This window comes from Abyssisolibacter sp. ZYX002 (assembly GCF_056892235.1).
Genome location: NZ_JARMXH010000001.1, coordinates 162,230 through 177,114 on the forward strand (window position 1 = coordinate 162,230; position 14,885 = coordinate 177,114).

Annotated in this window: 21 protein-coding genes; 16 read left to right on the forward strand and 5 right to left on the reverse strand. The window is 30.7% G+C overall.

The features are described from left to right. Positions 1-10: 10 nt before the first annotated feature. The 5 genes from P3X86_RS00700 (at position 11) to P3X86_RS00720 (ending at position 4,356) form a co-directional block, all read left to right on the forward strand. Positions 11-1,051 carry an ABC transporter substrate-binding protein gene (locus tag P3X86_RS00700; RefSeq protein WP_483290698.1) on the forward strand — a complete coding sequence of 347 codons (1,041 nt, stop codon included), beginning with the start codon at positions 11-13 and terminating at the stop codon, positions 1,049-1,051. After that, positions 1,052-2,074, forward strand: a complete 1,023-nt coding sequence (locus tag P3X86_RS00705; protein WP_483290699.1) for a FecCD family ABC transporter permease — start codon at positions 1,052-1,054, stop codon at positions 2,072-2,074. It abuts the gene before it with no gap. After that, positions 2,061-2,840: an ABC transporter ATP-binding protein gene (locus P3X86_RS00710; RefSeq protein WP_483290700.1), complete on the forward strand. Its 780-nt coding sequence runs from the start codon at positions 2,061-2,063 to the stop codon at positions 2,838-2,840. Before P3X86_RS00705 ends, P3X86_RS00710 begins: the two co-directional genes overlap by 14 nt. Positions 2,841-3,066: 226 nt before the next feature. Beyond that, complete coding sequence (locus P3X86_RS00715) at positions 3,067-3,990, forward strand: CGNR zinc finger domain-containing protein (RefSeq protein ID WP_483290701.1); 924 nt, start codon at positions 3,067-3,069, stop codon at positions 3,988-3,990. A 3-nt stretch (positions 3,991-3,993) separates the two neighbouring features. Further along, positions 3,994-4,356 carry a GIY-YIG nuclease family protein gene (locus P3X86_RS00720; protein WP_483290702.1) on the forward strand — a complete coding sequence of 121 codons (363 nt, stop codon included), beginning with the start codon at positions 3,994-3,996 and terminating at the stop codon, positions 4,354-4,356. A 339-nt stretch (positions 4,357-4,695) separates the two neighbouring features. On the opposite strand, the gene P3X86_RS00725 is transcribed toward P3X86_RS00720, so the two are convergent. Then, the gene (locus tag P3X86_RS00725) at positions 4,696-5,154 is read right to left on the reverse strand and encodes an NUDIX hydrolase (RefSeq protein WP_483290703.1); all 459 of its coding nucleotides are present in this window, start codon (positions 5,152-5,154) and stop codon (positions 4,696-4,698) included. Between the two features lie 141 nt (positions 5,155-5,295). Here P3X86_RS00725 and P3X86_RS00730 point away from each other — a divergent pair, with 141 nt between their 5' ends. Together P3X86_RS00730 and P3X86_RS00735 are read left to right on the forward strand one after the other, a co-directional pair. After that, complete coding sequence (locus P3X86_RS00730; protein WP_483290704.1) at positions 5,296-6,360, forward strand: MBL fold metallo-hydrolase; 1,065 nt, start codon at positions 5,296-5,298, stop codon at positions 6,358-6,360. Positions 6,361-6,373: 13 nt separating this feature from the next. Continuing rightward, positions 6,374-6,589 (forward strand): DUF3006 domain-containing protein, encoded by a 216-nt coding sequence (locus P3X86_RS00735; protein WP_483290705.1) that lies wholly within the window; start codon positions 6,374-6,376, stop codon positions 6,587-6,589. 85 nt (positions 6,590-6,674) lie between these two features. Here P3X86_RS00735 and P3X86_RS00740 read toward each other — a convergent pair whose 3' ends face one another. The 3 genes from P3X86_RS00740 to P3X86_RS00750 all read right to left on the reverse strand — a co-directional run bounded on the left by P3X86_RS00740 (position 6,675) and on the right by P3X86_RS00750 (position 7,657). Further along, positions 6,675-6,821 (reverse strand): hypothetical protein, encoded by a 147-nt coding sequence (locus P3X86_RS00740; RefSeq protein ID WP_483290706.1) that lies wholly within the window; start codon positions 6,819-6,821, stop codon positions 6,675-6,677. 30 nt (positions 6,822-6,851) lie between these two features. Next, positions 6,852-6,998 (reverse strand): hypothetical protein, encoded by a 147-nt coding sequence (locus P3X86_RS00745; RefSeq protein ID WP_483290707.1) that lies wholly within the window; start codon positions 6,996-6,998, stop codon positions 6,852-6,854. 509 nt (positions 6,999-7,507) lie between these two features. After that, positions 7,508-7,657 (reverse strand): hypothetical protein, encoded by a 150-nt coding sequence (locus tag P3X86_RS00750; protein WP_483290708.1) that lies wholly within the window; start codon positions 7,655-7,657, stop codon positions 7,508-7,510. Between the two features lie 263 nt (positions 7,658-7,920). Between P3X86_RS00750 and rpsD the strand changes: the two genes are divergently transcribed. The 8 genes from rpsD (at position 7,921) to P3X86_RS00790 (ending at position 14,091) form a co-directional block, all read left to right on the forward strand. Next, positions 7,921-8,514 (forward strand): 30S ribosomal protein S4, encoded by a 594-nt coding sequence (gene rpsD / locus P3X86_RS00755; protein WP_483290709.1) that lies wholly within the window; start codon positions 7,921-7,923, stop codon positions 8,512-8,514. Between the two features lie 413 nt (positions 8,515-8,927). After that, positions 8,928-10,097, forward strand: a complete 1,170-nt coding sequence (locus P3X86_RS00760) for a CD0519/CD1768 family membrane protein (RefSeq protein WP_483290710.1) — start codon at positions 8,928-8,930, stop codon at positions 10,095-10,097. A 146-nt stretch (positions 10,098-10,243) separates the two neighbouring features. Continuing rightward, the gene (locus P3X86_RS00765) at positions 10,244-10,768 is read left to right on the forward strand and encodes a hypothetical protein (protein ID WP_483290711.1); all 525 of its coding nucleotides are present in this window, start codon (positions 10,244-10,246) and stop codon (positions 10,766-10,768) included. A gap of 143 nt (positions 10,769-10,911) precedes the next feature. Beyond that, complete coding sequence (locus P3X86_RS00770; protein WP_483290712.1) at positions 10,912-11,664, forward strand: Mrp/NBP35 family ATP-binding protein; 753 nt, start codon at positions 10,912-10,914, stop codon at positions 11,662-11,664. Between the two features lies 1 nt (position 11,665). Next, positions 11,666-11,998: a NifB/NifX family molybdenum-iron cluster-binding protein gene (locus P3X86_RS00775; RefSeq protein WP_483290713.1), complete on the forward strand. Its 333-nt coding sequence runs from the start codon at positions 11,666-11,668 to the stop codon at positions 11,996-11,998. Between the two features lie 13 nt (positions 11,999-12,011). Then, entirely contained in the window at positions 12,012-12,860 is an 849-nt protein-coding gene (locus tag P3X86_RS00780) for a nucleotide-binding protein (RefSeq protein WP_483290714.1), read from the forward strand. Next, positions 12,857-13,705, forward strand: a complete 849-nt coding sequence (locus P3X86_RS00785; RefSeq protein ID WP_483290715.1) for an ATP-binding protein — start codon at positions 12,857-12,859, stop codon at positions 13,703-13,705. Before P3X86_RS00780 ends, P3X86_RS00785 begins: the two co-directional genes overlap by 4 nt. Before the next feature lie 14 nt (positions 13,706-13,719). Beyond that, positions 13,720-14,091 (forward strand): NifB/NifX family molybdenum-iron cluster-binding protein, encoded by a 372-nt coding sequence (locus tag P3X86_RS00790; RefSeq protein ID WP_483290716.1) that lies wholly within the window; start codon positions 13,720-13,722, stop codon positions 14,089-14,091. A gap of 110 nt (positions 14,092-14,201) precedes the next feature. On the opposite strand, the gene P3X86_RS00795 is transcribed toward P3X86_RS00790, so the two are convergent. Continuing rightward, entirely contained in the window at positions 14,202-14,375 is a 174-nt protein-coding gene (locus tag P3X86_RS00795) for a hypothetical protein (RefSeq protein ID WP_483290717.1), read from the reverse strand. A 310-nt stretch (positions 14,376-14,685) separates the two neighbouring features. On the opposite strand from P3X86_RS00795, the gene P3X86_RS00800 reads away from it, so the two are divergent. Beyond that, the gene (locus tag P3X86_RS00800) at positions 14,686-14,859 is read left to right on the forward strand and encodes a hypothetical protein (protein WP_483290718.1); all 174 of its coding nucleotides are present in this window, start codon (positions 14,686-14,688) and stop codon (positions 14,857-14,859) included. Positions 14,860-14,885 lie beyond the last annotated feature (26 nt).

Sequence of the window (14,885 nt, forward strand, 5' to 3'; positions counted from 1 at the left end):
GAGGGGTATAATGAAAAATTATAAAAAAGTGAGCATTTATATATTAGTATTGATAATGAGTTTAAGTTTTATAGGTTGTAGTAAAGAACAAACAGAAAAAGTAGATGTACAAGAAAAGCAGTCAGTTTCACAAAATAACGATGAATTTGAAAATATTTATCCGGATTTCATAAAAAAAGAAACTGAAGGCAGTGTTACCTATGTAGATTGTGATGGAGAAGAAACGAAATTAACTAAAAAACCAAAAAAAGTAGTAGTGCTATATAATTCGGTGTTAGATTTGTGGTACTTAGCTGGAGGAAAAGCAATTGCTAGAGTTAAAGGGACAATCAATGTGCCAGAAGAGGCAAAAGATATCACTGATTTGGGTAGTTTTAATAAGGTTAGCATAGAATCAATATTAGCACTAAAACCAGATTTAGTTATACTTATGAATACGCAAACTCATAAGAAATTAAAAAAACCACTAAAAGACAATAGTATAGAGTATGCTGTGATAGATGCAAGTACAAATGCTTATTTAGCTTTCCAAAAGAACCTGTATCTATTTACTAAAGTCTTAGGAACAGAAGAAGTATATAAAAACAAAATAACAAAGATAGTACAAAGTTGTCAGCAAATTACTTCAAAAACTAAAGAAATAAAAGAAAAGCCAAGTGTTGCAGTATTGTTTTCAAGTAGCAAATCAATAAAAACAGAGACAAAAAATTCACTTACAGGAGAAATGGTATATTTACTAGGTGGAAAAAATATAGTTAAGCTTGAAGAACTGCCAGCTAAAGATGAGATACGTGTAGATTTCAGTATAGAAACATTAATAGCAAGAGATCCAGATTATATAATGATTTGTACAATGGGAGATGTTGAAAGTTGTAAAAATAGAATTAAAAATGATATAGAAACAAATCAAGCTTGGGGATCGATTAAAGCTGTAAAGAATGGTAATGTTCATTATTTACCAAAAGAATATTCAGTATATAAGCCAAATGCTAAGTATCCAGAAGCATTTAAATATATAGCTAAAATATTGTATCCAGAGGTATTTAAATAAATGAGAAACGTATCACAAAGTAAAATCAGAAGTAAAACAATATATAAAATAACAGTTATTGCTATACTAATATTATTTTTATTGATAAGTTTTTTACTCAGTATTAGCTTTGGAGCATATAAAATCCCAATCAAGGTAGTTATCAAGTCTGTGTTTATAGATAAGGAAGGGTTAAATAGAAACATAGTGTGGAATGTAAGAGTACCTAGAACTCTGGTTGCAGCGCTAGTAGGAGTATGTTTATCAATCTCAGGTGGCATATTACAAGGGGTTATGAAAAACCCCCTTGCTTCACCTAATATAATAGGAGTTTCAGCAGGAGCAGGATTAATGGCCACGGTTTGCATAGTACTCTTTCCGAAATTTGAAAACCTTGTTACGCCAGTAGCTTTTGTAGGTGCGTTAACTACCACAGCAGTAATATACCTGCTTTCATGGAAGAATGGTATAAAACCTCTTAGGATGGTGCTATCAGGTATAGCTATATCGTCACTTCTAAGTGCTCTGATAAATTTGATTCTGATATTCTACCCAGATAGAGTACAGGATACACTTGGATTTACTATAGGAAGTTTATCAGTAAAGGGTTGGGATGATTTTAGATTATTACTGCCATATGCAGTAATAGGGCTATTGCTTTCATTGATAGTATCAAAGAAAATAAATATACTAATGTTAGGTGATGAAATAGCTACTAGTCTTGGTTTAAATGTTGAGGTGACAAGATTTGTATTGATAGCTATTGCATCTTTACTTTCAGCAAGTTCAGTTAGTGTAGTAGGATTACTTGGATTTGTTGGATTGATAGTACCTCATACAATGAGACTGATTATAGGTTCTGATTATAGATATCTTTTTATAGCAAGTGCATTATTTGGAGCTAGCCTAATGATGTTTTGTGATATGCTAGCTAGAATAGTAGCAAAACCTATAGAATTACCTGTTGGGATAATAATGGCTATCTTAGGTGTTCCATTTTTCTTGTATCTATTAAGAGGAGGAGTAAAGAGTGATAGAAGTTAATGACTTAATAATAAAATATGAAGACCAGCTTGTTATAGATAATATTTCATTTAGTATACAAAAGAATGCAATAACAACTATTATAGGACCAAATGGGTGTGGTAAATCAACTATATTCAAAGCTATATCTAAGACTAAAAAAATACAAGCTGGAACTATATCATATAATTCAATAGATATAAGAAAGATGAAAAAAAAATCATATGCAAAAAAAATAGCAATACTTCCTCAAAGTCCTAGCGTTCCTAGTGATCTTACAGTAAGGGAGTTAGTAGAGTATGGCAGATATCCACATTTAGGTTGGACTAACAAGCTTAGAAAAAAGGACATAGAAATAGTGGACTGGGCTGTAGAGATTACAGATATAAAGCGTTTGGAGCATAGAAAAATACATACTATGTCAGGTGGAGAGAGGCAGAGGGCGTGGATAGCTATGGCAATCACGCAGCAACCAGAGCTATTATTGCTAGATGAGCCAACTACTTATTTAGATGTATGCTATCAGTTTGAAGTTTTAGAACTCATAAAAAGGATTAATAAAGAAATGAACATAACAGTAGTAATGATACTCCATGATCTCAACCAAGCTGCTAGGTACTCAGATAGAGTGATAATCATGAATAGTGGAAAAGTATACAAAAGTGGCGTGCCACGTCAGATCATAAACCAAAAAGCTCTTAACGAGGTTTTTAAGCTAAATGTAAAGATAATAAACGATAAAGAAGATGATAGTTTGTACTTTGTTCCCCTTAGTAGTTGTACATAATATATGCTGGCTATATTATAAAGATGTAGAAAAGAGCCGAAAAAAATTCATACAAACACCATATAAACGCAATAAATAAGTGTTATAAGTGATTTTAGTAACACTTATTTAGTAATTGTGAGAAGATGGTGTTTTTTTATTTGACAAAAGAGGGTATACCATATAAAATAAATATGTAATAGTAAAAGCTATTACAACTATTACACAAAGTGAAAGGAATGGTATCATGGAAAAGAAGATTTCTTTAAAGGGAAGTTTCTCAACTGATTGGATTAGATATAGTGAATACGAGTATAAAACTGCTGAGGACGGAAGTACTTATATAATACCTTCCAGAGATGCAGTATTTAGTATGTACAATCCTTTTGATGTTGCACAAGAGTTACTTATGGACTTGATGAAGATTGGAGATATGGCTATAAAATTAGAAGGTGATAGCAATAAAAACTTTGAGACTTTAAAAAAGCCTTTGATGATATTTGTAAGAAAATACGGGCTGTTAGGGCTAATTAGTGCAAGTGCATATAACAGAAATATAATCGGAGAAAAAAACATATTAATGATAGAAAATAACCATATAACAAAGAAAGAGATAATTAACGCAGAAGAATATGTTAATATGTTCATACCTTTTATAAATGAAGGTGATATAAAAATTGGAGAATATAAAAATAAAGTATATCTAGCAAAAAGTGAAGATTCGCCTAGTTTTTATGGTAAAAGACCAGTTGTGATGGATTTAATATTTTCAATGTTTTATAGTGAAAAGATTGACTGGATAATTGATTTTGCTAAACTAATAGTTAAACATTTCAATCAACTGTTGATGTTTAGAAATTCTTCAAATTACTTAATAGAAAATGTAACTATCATGGCAGGACAGTTTCATGCAGAAAAAATCGGATTTACTATTAATCAATTAGACAAGACTTTTATAGCTTGGCAATTTGATTCTTTAAAGACAGCAATAGAAACAATATATGCGTTTGCTGTAACAGATGAAAAAATAATATTAAACAGATGTAGTAATTGTAAGGAAATATTCATAGCAAAATCAGATAGAGAAAAATATTGCAATACTTCATGTAGAAATAGAGCGAATGTTAGAAAAAGCAGAAATAAGAAATCAAGTAGTAAAAAGGAGAATTAAATTATGTATTCAAAACAAGATAAAAAAATTATGGTTCGAAAATTCTTAGATACAAAAACACCTATGGGGATATATGCTATTGAGAATCTAGTAAATGGAAAAGTGTATATTAATGCTCATACAGATGTCAAAAGTACGTTAAATAGTTATAAATTCCGATTAAAAATGAATAGCCTAAGAATAAAAGAACTTCAAAGAGAATGGAATGAATATGGAGAAGAAGCATTTGAATTTAAAGTGCTAGAATATTTGAAGTATGATAAAAAAGATGAAGATAGAGATTATAGTGACGATTTAGATATATTAAAAACGGTTTGGTTAGAGAGATTAAGTAGAGAAGGGGTACAACTGTATCAGTGGATATAGTTCTTAGAAAATTAGACGAGAGTTTGTTATTGTAATAAAGTGATTAAGTGTTTTAAGAAGAACTAGGGGTTTTATCTTACAAAGCATGACTCTAAAAATCGTGGTATCAAAGACTATCTCAAGCTGAGATTGTTTTTTGACCGCGACATTGGAAGTTGTGATTTAATATTTATATAATCAAAAAATCACAGCTTACGCAGGGCAAGAAAAACAATTGAAAAGCTGAACCAATAAAACTATTAGCAACCAAATGACCCACAGAGATAATCTAGAACAATATATGAATAACCAATATGTAATGAGTAACCTCAGGGACCCACGAAGATTATCTAAAACAAGTTACGAGAATCTAGAAATCAGATCATTTAAAATAGGTATATTTGACGGAGCAATATTAGTGGGTAGCTTATCAAGGGCAAAGAACTCTAACTTTGAACATTCATAATCATCTGCCTTCATTTCACCATCAAAATCCCTTGAAATATATGCTATAGCAGTAAAATAAACCTCATTACCATCTGGGTATATATGATGCTGAGTATCACCTGAGTAGACACCAAATAATTCAGCTTTTTTAACTATTATATTAGTTTCCTCAAATGTTTCTCGTATTGCGCAGTCAAGTAGGTTTTCACCAAGCCCTGACATTCCTCCTGGAAGACACCACACATCACAATCAGTCCTTAGCTGAAGTAATACTCTATCTTCATCATCTAATATTAACATCCCAGCAGTACTTACATTCATAGGCATAGTACCTATTAGTTTTCGAATATTCCAATAATAATTATCTGACATATAATTCCCCCCATAATTGTTACAATTATCATATCACAAAGATAATATTAGGTATATAGAATTATATATTGTTGAAAAAAAGTGTGCTATAATATATTACGAACTTACGTTCTAAAAATGACATCATAGGAGGGACATTAAATGAAGAAATATAAATTTGAAAAAATAGCTATATTATTAGTAATAATTACGATGATTGTTTGTGGATGCCAAGGTACACAAAACAGTGATCCAAAAGCATTAATTACCAACAGAGATCTAAAAGAGGCAGGAGTGGAGGTGCATTTTATAGATGTAGGACAAGCCGATTGTATTTTAATAAAGATGGGATCCAAAGTATCGTTAATTGACGGGGGAAATCGAGATGATTCAAAGCTTGTGGTAGCCTATTTGAAAAAACATAATATAAAAGCAATTGATTATCTAGTAGCTACACATCCACATGAAGATCATATTGGAGGATTACCAGAGGTAATAAGAAGATTTGATATACATAAAATTTATATGCCAAATAAAGTAGCTACTACAAAGATTTTTAAAACTATGCTAAAGGAAATCAAGAGTAAGAATATAGAGGTTGTTTCAGCAAAAGGCGGAGATATGATATACTGTAATGACAATATCACATATTCTGTAGTAGCTCCAAATTCGGATGAGTATGATGAAACTAATGAATATTCAGTAGTAACGAAATTAAAATACAAAGAAAAAGCTTTTATATTTACAGGAGATGCAGAAAAAGATTCAGAAGATGAGATGGTAAATATGAAATATGATTTAAAAGCAGACGTGCTAAAAGTTGGGCACCACGGAGGAAGAACTTCATCGAACACTAATTTTCTTAATAAAGTACAACCGCAGATAGCGGTAATATCTTGTGGTAAAGGTAATGATTACGGACATCCTAATGATGAAGTGTTGCAGAGGTTAAGAAATGTAGGAACTAAAATATACAGAACTGACTCATCAGGAACTATTATTATAAAAACAGATGGAAATAATATATATGTAAATAATAACGTACATCAAGAAGTAGAAGTAGAAAAAGAATCAAATAAAGTAAAAAAAATAATAGGTAATATAAACTCAAGAATTTATCATAAAATAGAAGCTAATCATTTACCAAAGAAGAACAACCAAACAATCTTTGATTCATCCATAGATGCAGAAAAAGAAGGATATAAGCCTTGTAGCAAGTGTTATTAGATAGGAGGAAGGTATGAAAGGTATAATAGATAGGTTTGAAGGAAAGTTCGCTGTAGTAGAAACCTATGACTTTAAATACATAAATATAGATGTCAGCAAATTACCACTCAATACAAAAGAAGGTGATGTCATATATTTGTCAGGTGGAGTTTTGAAAATTGACCGTATTGAGACTAAAAAAAGGAAGCAAGAGATAGCTGGTATTATGACAGAAATTTTTAAAAAGTAGATGGATTTGTATTAAAAGGGGATGTTGTTTTTAAACATCCCCTAGTAACAAACCTTAGATTTATTCGTTATAAGGAAGATTAAGCCTAAAGTGGCATAGGTGGTTTGTGACCTAAACGATTATGATTTAGTGCTGTTGTGGTATAGTAATTATTGTTATTACAAGTGCAAGGGCAAACATTAAAGCAATACAGTGTAGAGCTTGTAGGTTTTGCCTTTTTTATTTTTTTCATCTTATACCCCTTCCTAATAATTTAATCTTATTAAACTGGCATAGGTGGTTTATAACCTAAACGATTATGATTAAGTGCTTTCATTTCGTATGCTTCCAAACCATTATTGCAATTGCATGGGCAAGTAGCATAACAATAAACTAAAGAATTTCTTTTTTTACTCATTAATTTTTTCATTAATATTCTCCTCTCTCAATTTAAAATGGCATAGATAGTTTATACCTAAGCTTCCAATTTGTATGTTTATCTGTTGTCAAGCAATTAAAAAATACTTAACATAACAATGAACTAAAAGTTATTTTCCAACAATAATTTGCCGCTCTCTTTATTGAGAATATACTATAACTTCTATCAAGCGTTCTTTTTTTCTCTTGTATCTAATAAATGATTTGTATAGTTTCATGTTTTTACTACTATAATAAATTATATTTTGCTTTAAAATTCTGGTGGATATCCATAATTGCCAGAAGGACTGCAATCTGGATATGTTCTAATTATTGGGGGACAAACATATCTTCCCAATGGTTCATAATTTTTAAATTTAGATAATGTGATATATACCACCTCCTTTTAATTCAGCAAACTAATAAATTAAACTATCGACGCATAGTTGCTATTAAGATGATTTATGACATAAAAATGTTCCCGAGATTAATAAAAATCTCAAATTAGTGATTTAGGGATTATTAAATATATGGCATTGGTGGCTTATAGCCTAATGAATTATGGTTATAAGCTTTAGTTTCATAAGCATCCCAAGAAACTTTGCATGTGCATGGGCAAGTAGCATAACAGTAAACTAATGATGATTTTTTCTTATTGATCAATTTTTTCATTTTCTAACCTCCTTTACTATAAATTTTCGTACTACTTTTCATTGTTATCAATAAGATAAAACAAATCTGAATAATGTTCCAATTTTAGATATATTTATAACACAATTTGTAAATAATATATAAAACAGTGAATAAATCAGTATCTAATAAATAATAAAAATACTGTTTGTTTTACCGTTTACAAAACATTTTGTATGTGATATAATCACATCTAGGCATAGAAAAATACCGCGGCAAGTATTTATTATACGGAGGTAGTTAATATGGCAAGAATGAAAGGACCACGTTTTAAGCAATGTAGAAGACTTGGTTTAAACGTATGTGGTCACCCAAAAGCAATGAAGCGCGCTGGTAATGGAACTAGCAGAGCTGATAGAAAGCTATCAAGCTATGGCTTACAACTTTTGGAAAAACAAAGACTAAGAGGATATTACGAGGTGCTTGAAAAGCAGTTTAGAAAATATGTTGACAAAGCAGCTAAATCTGACGGAATTACTGGTGACGTTTTAATCCAAAGCTTAGAGTGTAGATTAGATAATCTTGTATACAGAGCAGGATTAGGTAACTCTATACGTCAAGCTCGTCAAATGGTAACTCACGGACATATTCTTGTAAACGGCCGTAAGGTTGATATTCCATCATATGATGTGAAACCAGGAGATGTTATTAGCTTAAGAGAGAAATCTAGAAAGAATTCAATGTTCGTTGAAAACTTCCAAGAAGGTGGATTCAACTTAGATTACATTGAAAAAGATATAGATGGATTCAGTGCTAAGCTAATAAGAGTACCTGAAAGAGATATAGTGCCGATAGAAATAGAAGAGCAACTTATTGTTGAATTCTACTCTCGTAAATAATGCCTATTTAATAGTCTGCTTAACAATAAGCAGACTATTTTTTATATTGCTTGAAATGGCAAGATATTGTGTAGGGATTTGCTTATTATGATAATTGTAATTCAAAGTACAAGTTAAAAAAAAGTAACATTTTAACTAGAAGAGAAAGTTAAAGCAGAATACCGTTGTAGACATAATCATAAGCATAGTTATATAAATAATTATTAAATATAATTAAAAAACTAAATGTTGCAATATACAGTCAATATCAATTATAATATATTATTGTGGGAATAGAGAAAACTAAGGTTGATTAGGGCCTTATTGTTTTTTGGTTATAAGATGTTATTTATTAGTAAAATGTTAAAAAGTTAACAAACATAACGAACCTAACAGTAAATTAACTAGTATGTATAACAGCAAAGGAGGTTTTCATGGAAAAAGTAATTAGAAAAAATAAAAAATATAAATCTATTCTGGACACGCTATTATTCTTAAGTATTATGATTTTTTTCTTTGGTTATGTTGGTATGACTATGGGTGTTGCAAATATGTTTTCAACGATTATGGAGACGGCATATGATTTATTAGTAAAGACGGTATTATATATAATGGGGATAGCTGTTCTAGCTGGAGCATTTGGTAAATTAGCTACAGAGTTTGGAATTGTAAGGATATTAAACAAGTTGTTTTCTCGTATAATGAGACCTATATTCAATTTACCAGGAGTAGCATTTATGGGTATTATAACTACATATTTATCAGACAATCCTGCAATAATATCACTTGCGAAGGATAAAAAATATTTGAGCTATTTTAATGAAGAAGAAGTACCATGCTTATGCAATATAGGAACAGCATTTGGTATGGGATTAATAGTTACTACGTTTATGATAGGAAAAGGTTTTTTTAAAGAAGCTATGGTTGGTAACGTAGGGGCATTTATAGGAAGTATAGTAAGTGTTAGATTGATGTCACGTAAAACTAAGAAGGCATTGAGAAATGGATACAAGGTAGAAACTCCTAAGAAACAAATTAAGGGAATGGATACTATGTTGGAAGAAAATGATGGTACATTTTTTGAAAGATTCTTAAGTGCTTTCCTAGAGGGTGGAAAGCTAGGGGTAGATATAGGACTTAGTATTATACCAGGTGTACTTGTTATATGTACAGTAATAATGATGCTAACGTTTGGACCAGCAGATCCATCGGTAGGGTACCAAGGTCTTGCATCTGAAGGTGTTAGATTGTTACCTAAGCTAGGAGAATACTTATCGCCAATAATTAAACCTTTATTTGGTTTCACTAGTCCAGAGGCGATAGCTTTCCCGATAACATCATTAGGAGCAGTAGGAGCAGCACTAAGTTTAATACCATCGTTCTTGAAAAATGGTTTTATAAGTGGAAATGATATAGCAGTGTTTACAGCAATGGGGATGTGTTGGAGTGGATTTTTAAGTACACATGTTTCAATGTTAGATACATTAGGATATAGAGGATTGATATCAAAAGCAATATCAAGCCATTTTGTAGGCGGCTTAATAGCAGGAATATCAGCACATTTTATTATGGTAATATTGAATCAAGTAGTTGTACTATTTTAATATATTTGATGAGGAGTGTTCTAGAAAATCTGACCTCCTTTTTTTATATTATGAGCTAAAATAACTATTGTAAAACAAATTTAGCATGGTAAAATATATATATATCAAAATATTATAATAGTAAAGAATTTAGAGGAGAGATTGATTTGAGGAAGGAAAAATGGAACTATCTTTCATTTTTCTTGTTAGGTCTTAGTTTGGGTGTTATTGTGGTAAGCACTATCTATGAATTTAGTCAAAAAGAAGTCGAAGTGGTAGGATATACAGAGGAAGATATTCTAAATAAAGCAAATGAACTATTAATAGAAAAACTTAGAGAAACTACAGATAGTGAAGAAACGAAATCTCTAAAAGACAAAACACAAGATAAACAAATAATTAAAAATGAAGACAACAAAGATCAGCAAGAGATTGAAAAAGATAGCAAAGACGAAGATATTGCAAAAAATGAAGATGAAGAAAAGATAAATTACATAAAGTTTATAATAAAAAAGGGCGAATCCAGCGATACTATAGTAGAAAACTTATATCAGAAAGGATTAATAAGTGACAAAGAAGAATTCAAAAAGACTATTGTTAATAAAAAATTGGTTAGGAAATTAATGTATGGAAAATTCAATATTCCGGAAAATGCTGACATAAATACAGTTATTGAAGAAATAACGCATTAAACCTGAGGGGGAATCTCAAAGTATGAGAAACCCCCTTTTGAACATAAACATATATATTTATACAAACAAAAGCTTGGCAAAAGTATTAAAAAGGCGTATAATAAAAATAGCATATGCCATAAATGCATAGAAGGAGGATACACATGATTAAAAATATAATAGCAGTTATGAGTGGTAAAGGCGGTGTTGGTAAATCATTTGTAAGTAGTTTGTTAGCAGTAAACTTGAAAAGAGAAGGTAAAAAAGTAGGTATACTTGATGCAGATATAACAGGACCAAGTATTCCTAAGATTTTTGGACTTAACAATGAAAGAGCTGACGTAGTTGATGGTAAAATCCAGCCAGTCATAACCAAAACAGGTATAAAGGTTATGTCTCTTAATTTATTATTAGAAGAAAATAATAAGCCAGTTATATGGAGAGGACCTTTGATTTCGAATGCAGTTAAGCAATTTTACAATGATACAGCTTGGGGAGATTTGGATTATTTAGTTATAGATTTACCACCGGGAACAGCAGATGTTACACTAACAGTTATGCAAAGTATACCTTTGACATCAATGGTAATAGTTACTTCACCACAGGATTTAGTAAATCTAATAGTAGAAAAATCAATTCATATGGGTAAAAAAATGAACATATCTATAGTGGGTATGGTAGAAAATATGAGTTATTTATTATGTCCTGATTGTGGTAAAAAAATAAATCTCTATGGAGAAAGTAAAGCAGAAAATATATCAAAAGAGATGGGTATAGATCTCATAGCTAAGCTACCTATAAACCCAGAGTTTGCGAAACTCTGTGATAATGGTTGTATAGAGGATTTAAAGACAGACAACGAAGAGTTCAATAAATTAGGAAAGATTGTTATAAATAGTATAAAGGAGGATAAATAGTATGAAGATTTGTTTTACTAGTCAAGGACAAAATCTAGAAGCAGAGGTGGATGGTCATTTTGGAAGATGTCCATATTTTGTAGTTTATGATACGGAGACTAAAGAACTAGAATGTCATGTAAATGAAGGACCAAAATCAGAGCATGGAGCTGGTATAGCTGCAGCTCAGCAAATACAACAGCTAAATATTGATGCATTAGTAACAGGTAGACTAGGGCCTAATGCAAAGAAAATAATAGAGGAAATTGATATGAAAGTATATAAAAAAGAGGCAGAGACTGTAAAAGAAAACATAGATATGTTTATTAATGAACAATTGAGTCCTTTGTCATAAGGGGTAGATAAATATGAATATTGCTATACTAAGTGGTAAAGGAGGAACTGGAAAAACTACAGTTTCTACTAATTTATCATATAGACTGAGCAAACTAGGTTATAATGTACAGTACTTTGATTTCGATGTTGAAGAACCAAATGGTTTTATATTTTTTAAACCTAAAATTGAAAAAAAAGAGGATGTAGATGTACTAGTTCCAAAAGTAAGTAGTTTGTTGTGCGGCTTTTGTGGTGAGTGTGTTAAAAAATGTAATTTTAATGCACTTGCTTTAGCAAATGATAAAGTGTTGGTATTTGAAAAAATTTGTCATAGCTGTGGTCTATGTAAGCTAGTATGCCCAGTAGGAGCTATTAGTGAAGAAAAGAGAACAATAGGAGTATTAGAGCAAGGTATAGTAGAAGATTTTCCAGTTTATAGAGGAATGTTAAATATAGGAGAACCTATGGGGGTACCCGTAATAAAAGCTTTAAAGAGTAAAATAAAGAAAGATTGTATAAATGTAATAGATTGTTCGCCTGGTAGTTCATGTAGCGTTATAAGTACTGTGCAAGATGCAGATTATTGTATATTAGTAACAGAGCCGACAAGGTTTGGCTTAAATGACTTAAAAATAACTGTGGATTTACTAAAAATGTTAGGCAGATCATACGCTGTAGTCATTAACAAGTCAAATGAAGATGATTATATAATAGAGGATTACTGTAAAGAAGAAGATATAAGTCTATTAGGTAAGATACCTTTTTCTAAAGATATGGCTATCAAATATTCAAGAGGGGAATTACTTGTTAATACAGATAAATGTTTTAAAGAACGTATGAGTGATATTATTTATGAAATCAAGAAGGAGTTAATGATATGAAACAAATAGTTGTCATAAGTGGTAAAGGAGGAAGTGGTAAAACCACAGTAACATCATCACTTGTTTACTTGTCAAAAGATATAGGTATAGCTGATTGTGATGTAGAGACTCCTAACCTGGATATATTACTCAAAGGCAATAATGTATTTAAGAAAAAATACATTGGTGGAAAAATAGCCAAAATGGACAAAGAAAAATGCATATCATGTGGCAAATGCAAAGAAATGTGTAGATTTTCAGCTATAAGTGAAGATTTAGATATAAATTCTCTTAGCTGTGAAGGTTGCGGGGTATGTGAATATATATGTCCTGAGTCTGCTATAGAATTGATAGACGATGAAACAGGAATGATATACTTAGATGAAACTAGTAAAGGAAGATTTGTCCACGCAAGATTAGAAATAGGAGCAGATGGAGCAGGAAAGGTTGTCTCTGAAGTAAGAAAAGAGCTACAAAAAGTAACACATAAAAATAATAATGATATATTAATAGATGGATCACCAGGAATAGGATGTGTAGTTATAGCATCTTTAACAGGCTGTGATTTAGCGGTAGTAGTGACAGAGCCTACGCAATCTGGATTAGAGGATTTAAAGAGAGTTATGGAGTTAGTTGACTTCTTCAATATAAAGGGCTTAGTGGTTATAAATAAGTTCGATCTTAATACTGATATGACCGAAAAAATAGAAGAGTACTGTAACTATAATAAATATGAGATATTAGGCAAGATACCATTTGATAAATACGCTAGCCTAGCTGTTAAAGAAGGAAAGCCTATAGTAGCTTATGAAAAAAGTATAGCTGCTATAGAGATATTTAAAATATGGAAAAAATTAAAAATATAAGAGGAGGTAACAATATGAAAATTGCAATACCAGTAGAAGGTAAACAATTATCATCACATTTTGGATACTGTGAGGGCTTTAACATTTACATTATCGAGAACAAAGAGGTAGTAAGTACGGAATATTTACAAAATCCTGGACATAAACCAGGACTTTTACCAAGGCTTTTAGGAGAAGCAAAAGTAAATGTAGTAGTAGCTGGAGGAATGGGATCAAGAGCTCAGGAACTATTTGCTGAAAATGGTATAGAAGTATTGACAGGGGCAGCTGGAATAGCAGATGAGATAATTAAAGAATATATAAAGGGAAATATAGTATCAACAGGAGAAGTGTGTAGCCACGATCATGATGACCATGATCACGACCATGAAAATTGCTCTCATTAACTTTGTATATTTTGTAAATATTAGCTTTACACTTAAATCTTCAAGCAGCTCAAGAGGGTGTCGAATAAGACACCCTCTTTTCGTTTTAGGATATATTCAGGATTAGGGGCTTAGTAACAGCCGCCGCAACCTCCCCATCCTCCCCAGAAGAAGAATATTAAAACAATAATTATTAAGAAAAATAATATCCAGTATCCACCATAGCAATTATCATAAGATGCATTGTTGTCAGGAGATGGATCTTCTATCACTTCTGTTAAAGGACTAACGTTTTTTTTACGCATAATAAACCTCCTTAAAGTGAAATATACATGTAATAACATGTTAGTTAAACGATATCTAACTTAATTAAAAACTGAAAAAAGACAGCATATATAATTATAAAAATCATTGCCAAAATTAGATATCTTAGTTAATTTTTAAGAAATTATCTAATATATATTATGTTTGATAAACTATATTGTTACTTAAATAAGACGTATCAGAGTCAAAAAAGTAATGTGTACATTTGATTAAATAATCTTGTATAATTTTTGATTATATTTTTTATACTATTAACAACAAAACAAATAAAATAAGGAGATAAATAGAAGTATGGATAAAAAACCTAATTTCCAGGAAATAAAAAATAAATTTCAAAATGCTGACCTTGACGAAAAAATAAGAATATATACAACTACAAGTGGTTTGTCAGTACAAGAATTTAAAGAGCTTTTAAAAATGTTTCCATTAAAGCATTTGGATAAGCTAGAAAGAGCTATGGCGTAAATTAATAATTAAAAGACTCACATAAA

Excerpts from the sequence above, each read along its gene's own strand:
- P3X86_RS00700 (WP_483290698.1), top strand. The coding sequence starts at position 11 with ATGAAAAATTATAAAAAAGTGAGCATTTATATATTAGTATTGATAATG.
- P3X86_RS00705 (WP_483290699.1), top strand. The coding sequence starts at position 1,052 with ATGAGAAACGTATCACAAAGTAAAATCAGAAGTAAAACAATATATAAA.
- P3X86_RS00715 (WP_483290701.1), top strand. The coding sequence starts at position 3,067 with ATGGAAAAGAAGATTTCTTTAAAGGGAAGTTTCTCAACTGATTGGATT.
- P3X86_RS00720 (WP_483290702.1), top strand. The coding sequence starts at position 3,994 with ATGTATTCAAAACAAGATAAAAAAATTATGGTTCGAAAATTCTTAGAT.
- P3X86_RS00725 (WP_483290703.1), bottom strand. The coding sequence starts at position 5,154 with ATGTCAGATAATTATTATTGGAATATTCGAAAACTAATAGGTACTATG.
- P3X86_RS00730 (WP_483290704.1), top strand. The coding sequence starts at position 5,296 with ATGAAGAAATATAAATTTGAAAAAATAGCTATATTATTAGTAATAATT.
- P3X86_RS00735 (WP_483290705.1), top strand. The coding sequence starts at position 6,374 with ATGAAAGGTATAATAGATAGGTTTGAAGGAAAGTTCGCTGTAGTAGAA.
- P3X86_RS00740 (WP_483290706.1), bottom strand. The coding sequence starts at position 6,821 with ATGAAAAAAATAAAAAAGGCAAAACCTACAAGCTCTACACTGTATTGC.
- P3X86_RS00745 (WP_483290707.1), bottom strand. The coding sequence starts at position 6,998 with ATGAAAAAATTAATGAGTAAAAAAAGAAATTCTTTAGTTTATTGTTAT.
- P3X86_RS00750 (WP_483290708.1), bottom strand. The coding sequence starts at position 7,657 with ATGAAAAAATTGATCAATAAGAAAAAATCATCATTAGTTTACTGTTAT.
- rpsD (WP_483290709.1), top strand. The coding sequence starts at position 7,921 with ATGGCAAGAATGAAAGGACCACGTTTTAAGCAATGTAGAAGACTTGGT.
- P3X86_RS00760 (WP_483290710.1), top strand. The coding sequence starts at position 8,928 with ATGGAAAAAGTAATTAGAAAAAATAAAAAATATAAATCTATTCTGGAC.
- P3X86_RS00770 (WP_483290712.1), top strand. The coding sequence starts at position 10,912 with ATGATTAAAAATATAATAGCAGTTATGAGTGGTAAAGGCGGTGTTGGT.
- P3X86_RS00775 (WP_483290713.1), top strand. The coding sequence starts at position 11,666 with ATGAAGATTTGTTTTACTAGTCAAGGACAAAATCTAGAAGCAGAGGTG.
- P3X86_RS00780 (WP_483290714.1), top strand. The coding sequence starts at position 12,012 with ATGAATATTGCTATACTAAGTGGTAAAGGAGGAACTGGAAAAACTACA.
- P3X86_RS00785 (WP_483290715.1), top strand. The coding sequence starts at position 12,857 with ATGAAACAAATAGTTGTCATAAGTGGTAAAGGAGGAAGTGGTAAAACC.
- P3X86_RS00790 (WP_483290716.1), top strand. The coding sequence starts at position 13,720 with ATGAAAATTGCAATACCAGTAGAAGGTAAACAATTATCATCACATTTT.
- P3X86_RS00795 (WP_483290717.1), bottom strand. The coding sequence starts at position 14,375 with ATGCGTAAAAAAAACGTTAGTCCTTTAACAGAAGTGATAGAAGATCCA.
- P3X86_RS00800 (WP_483290718.1), top strand. The coding sequence starts at position 14,686 with ATGGATAAAAAACCTAATTTCCAGGAAATAAAAAATAAATTTCAAAAT.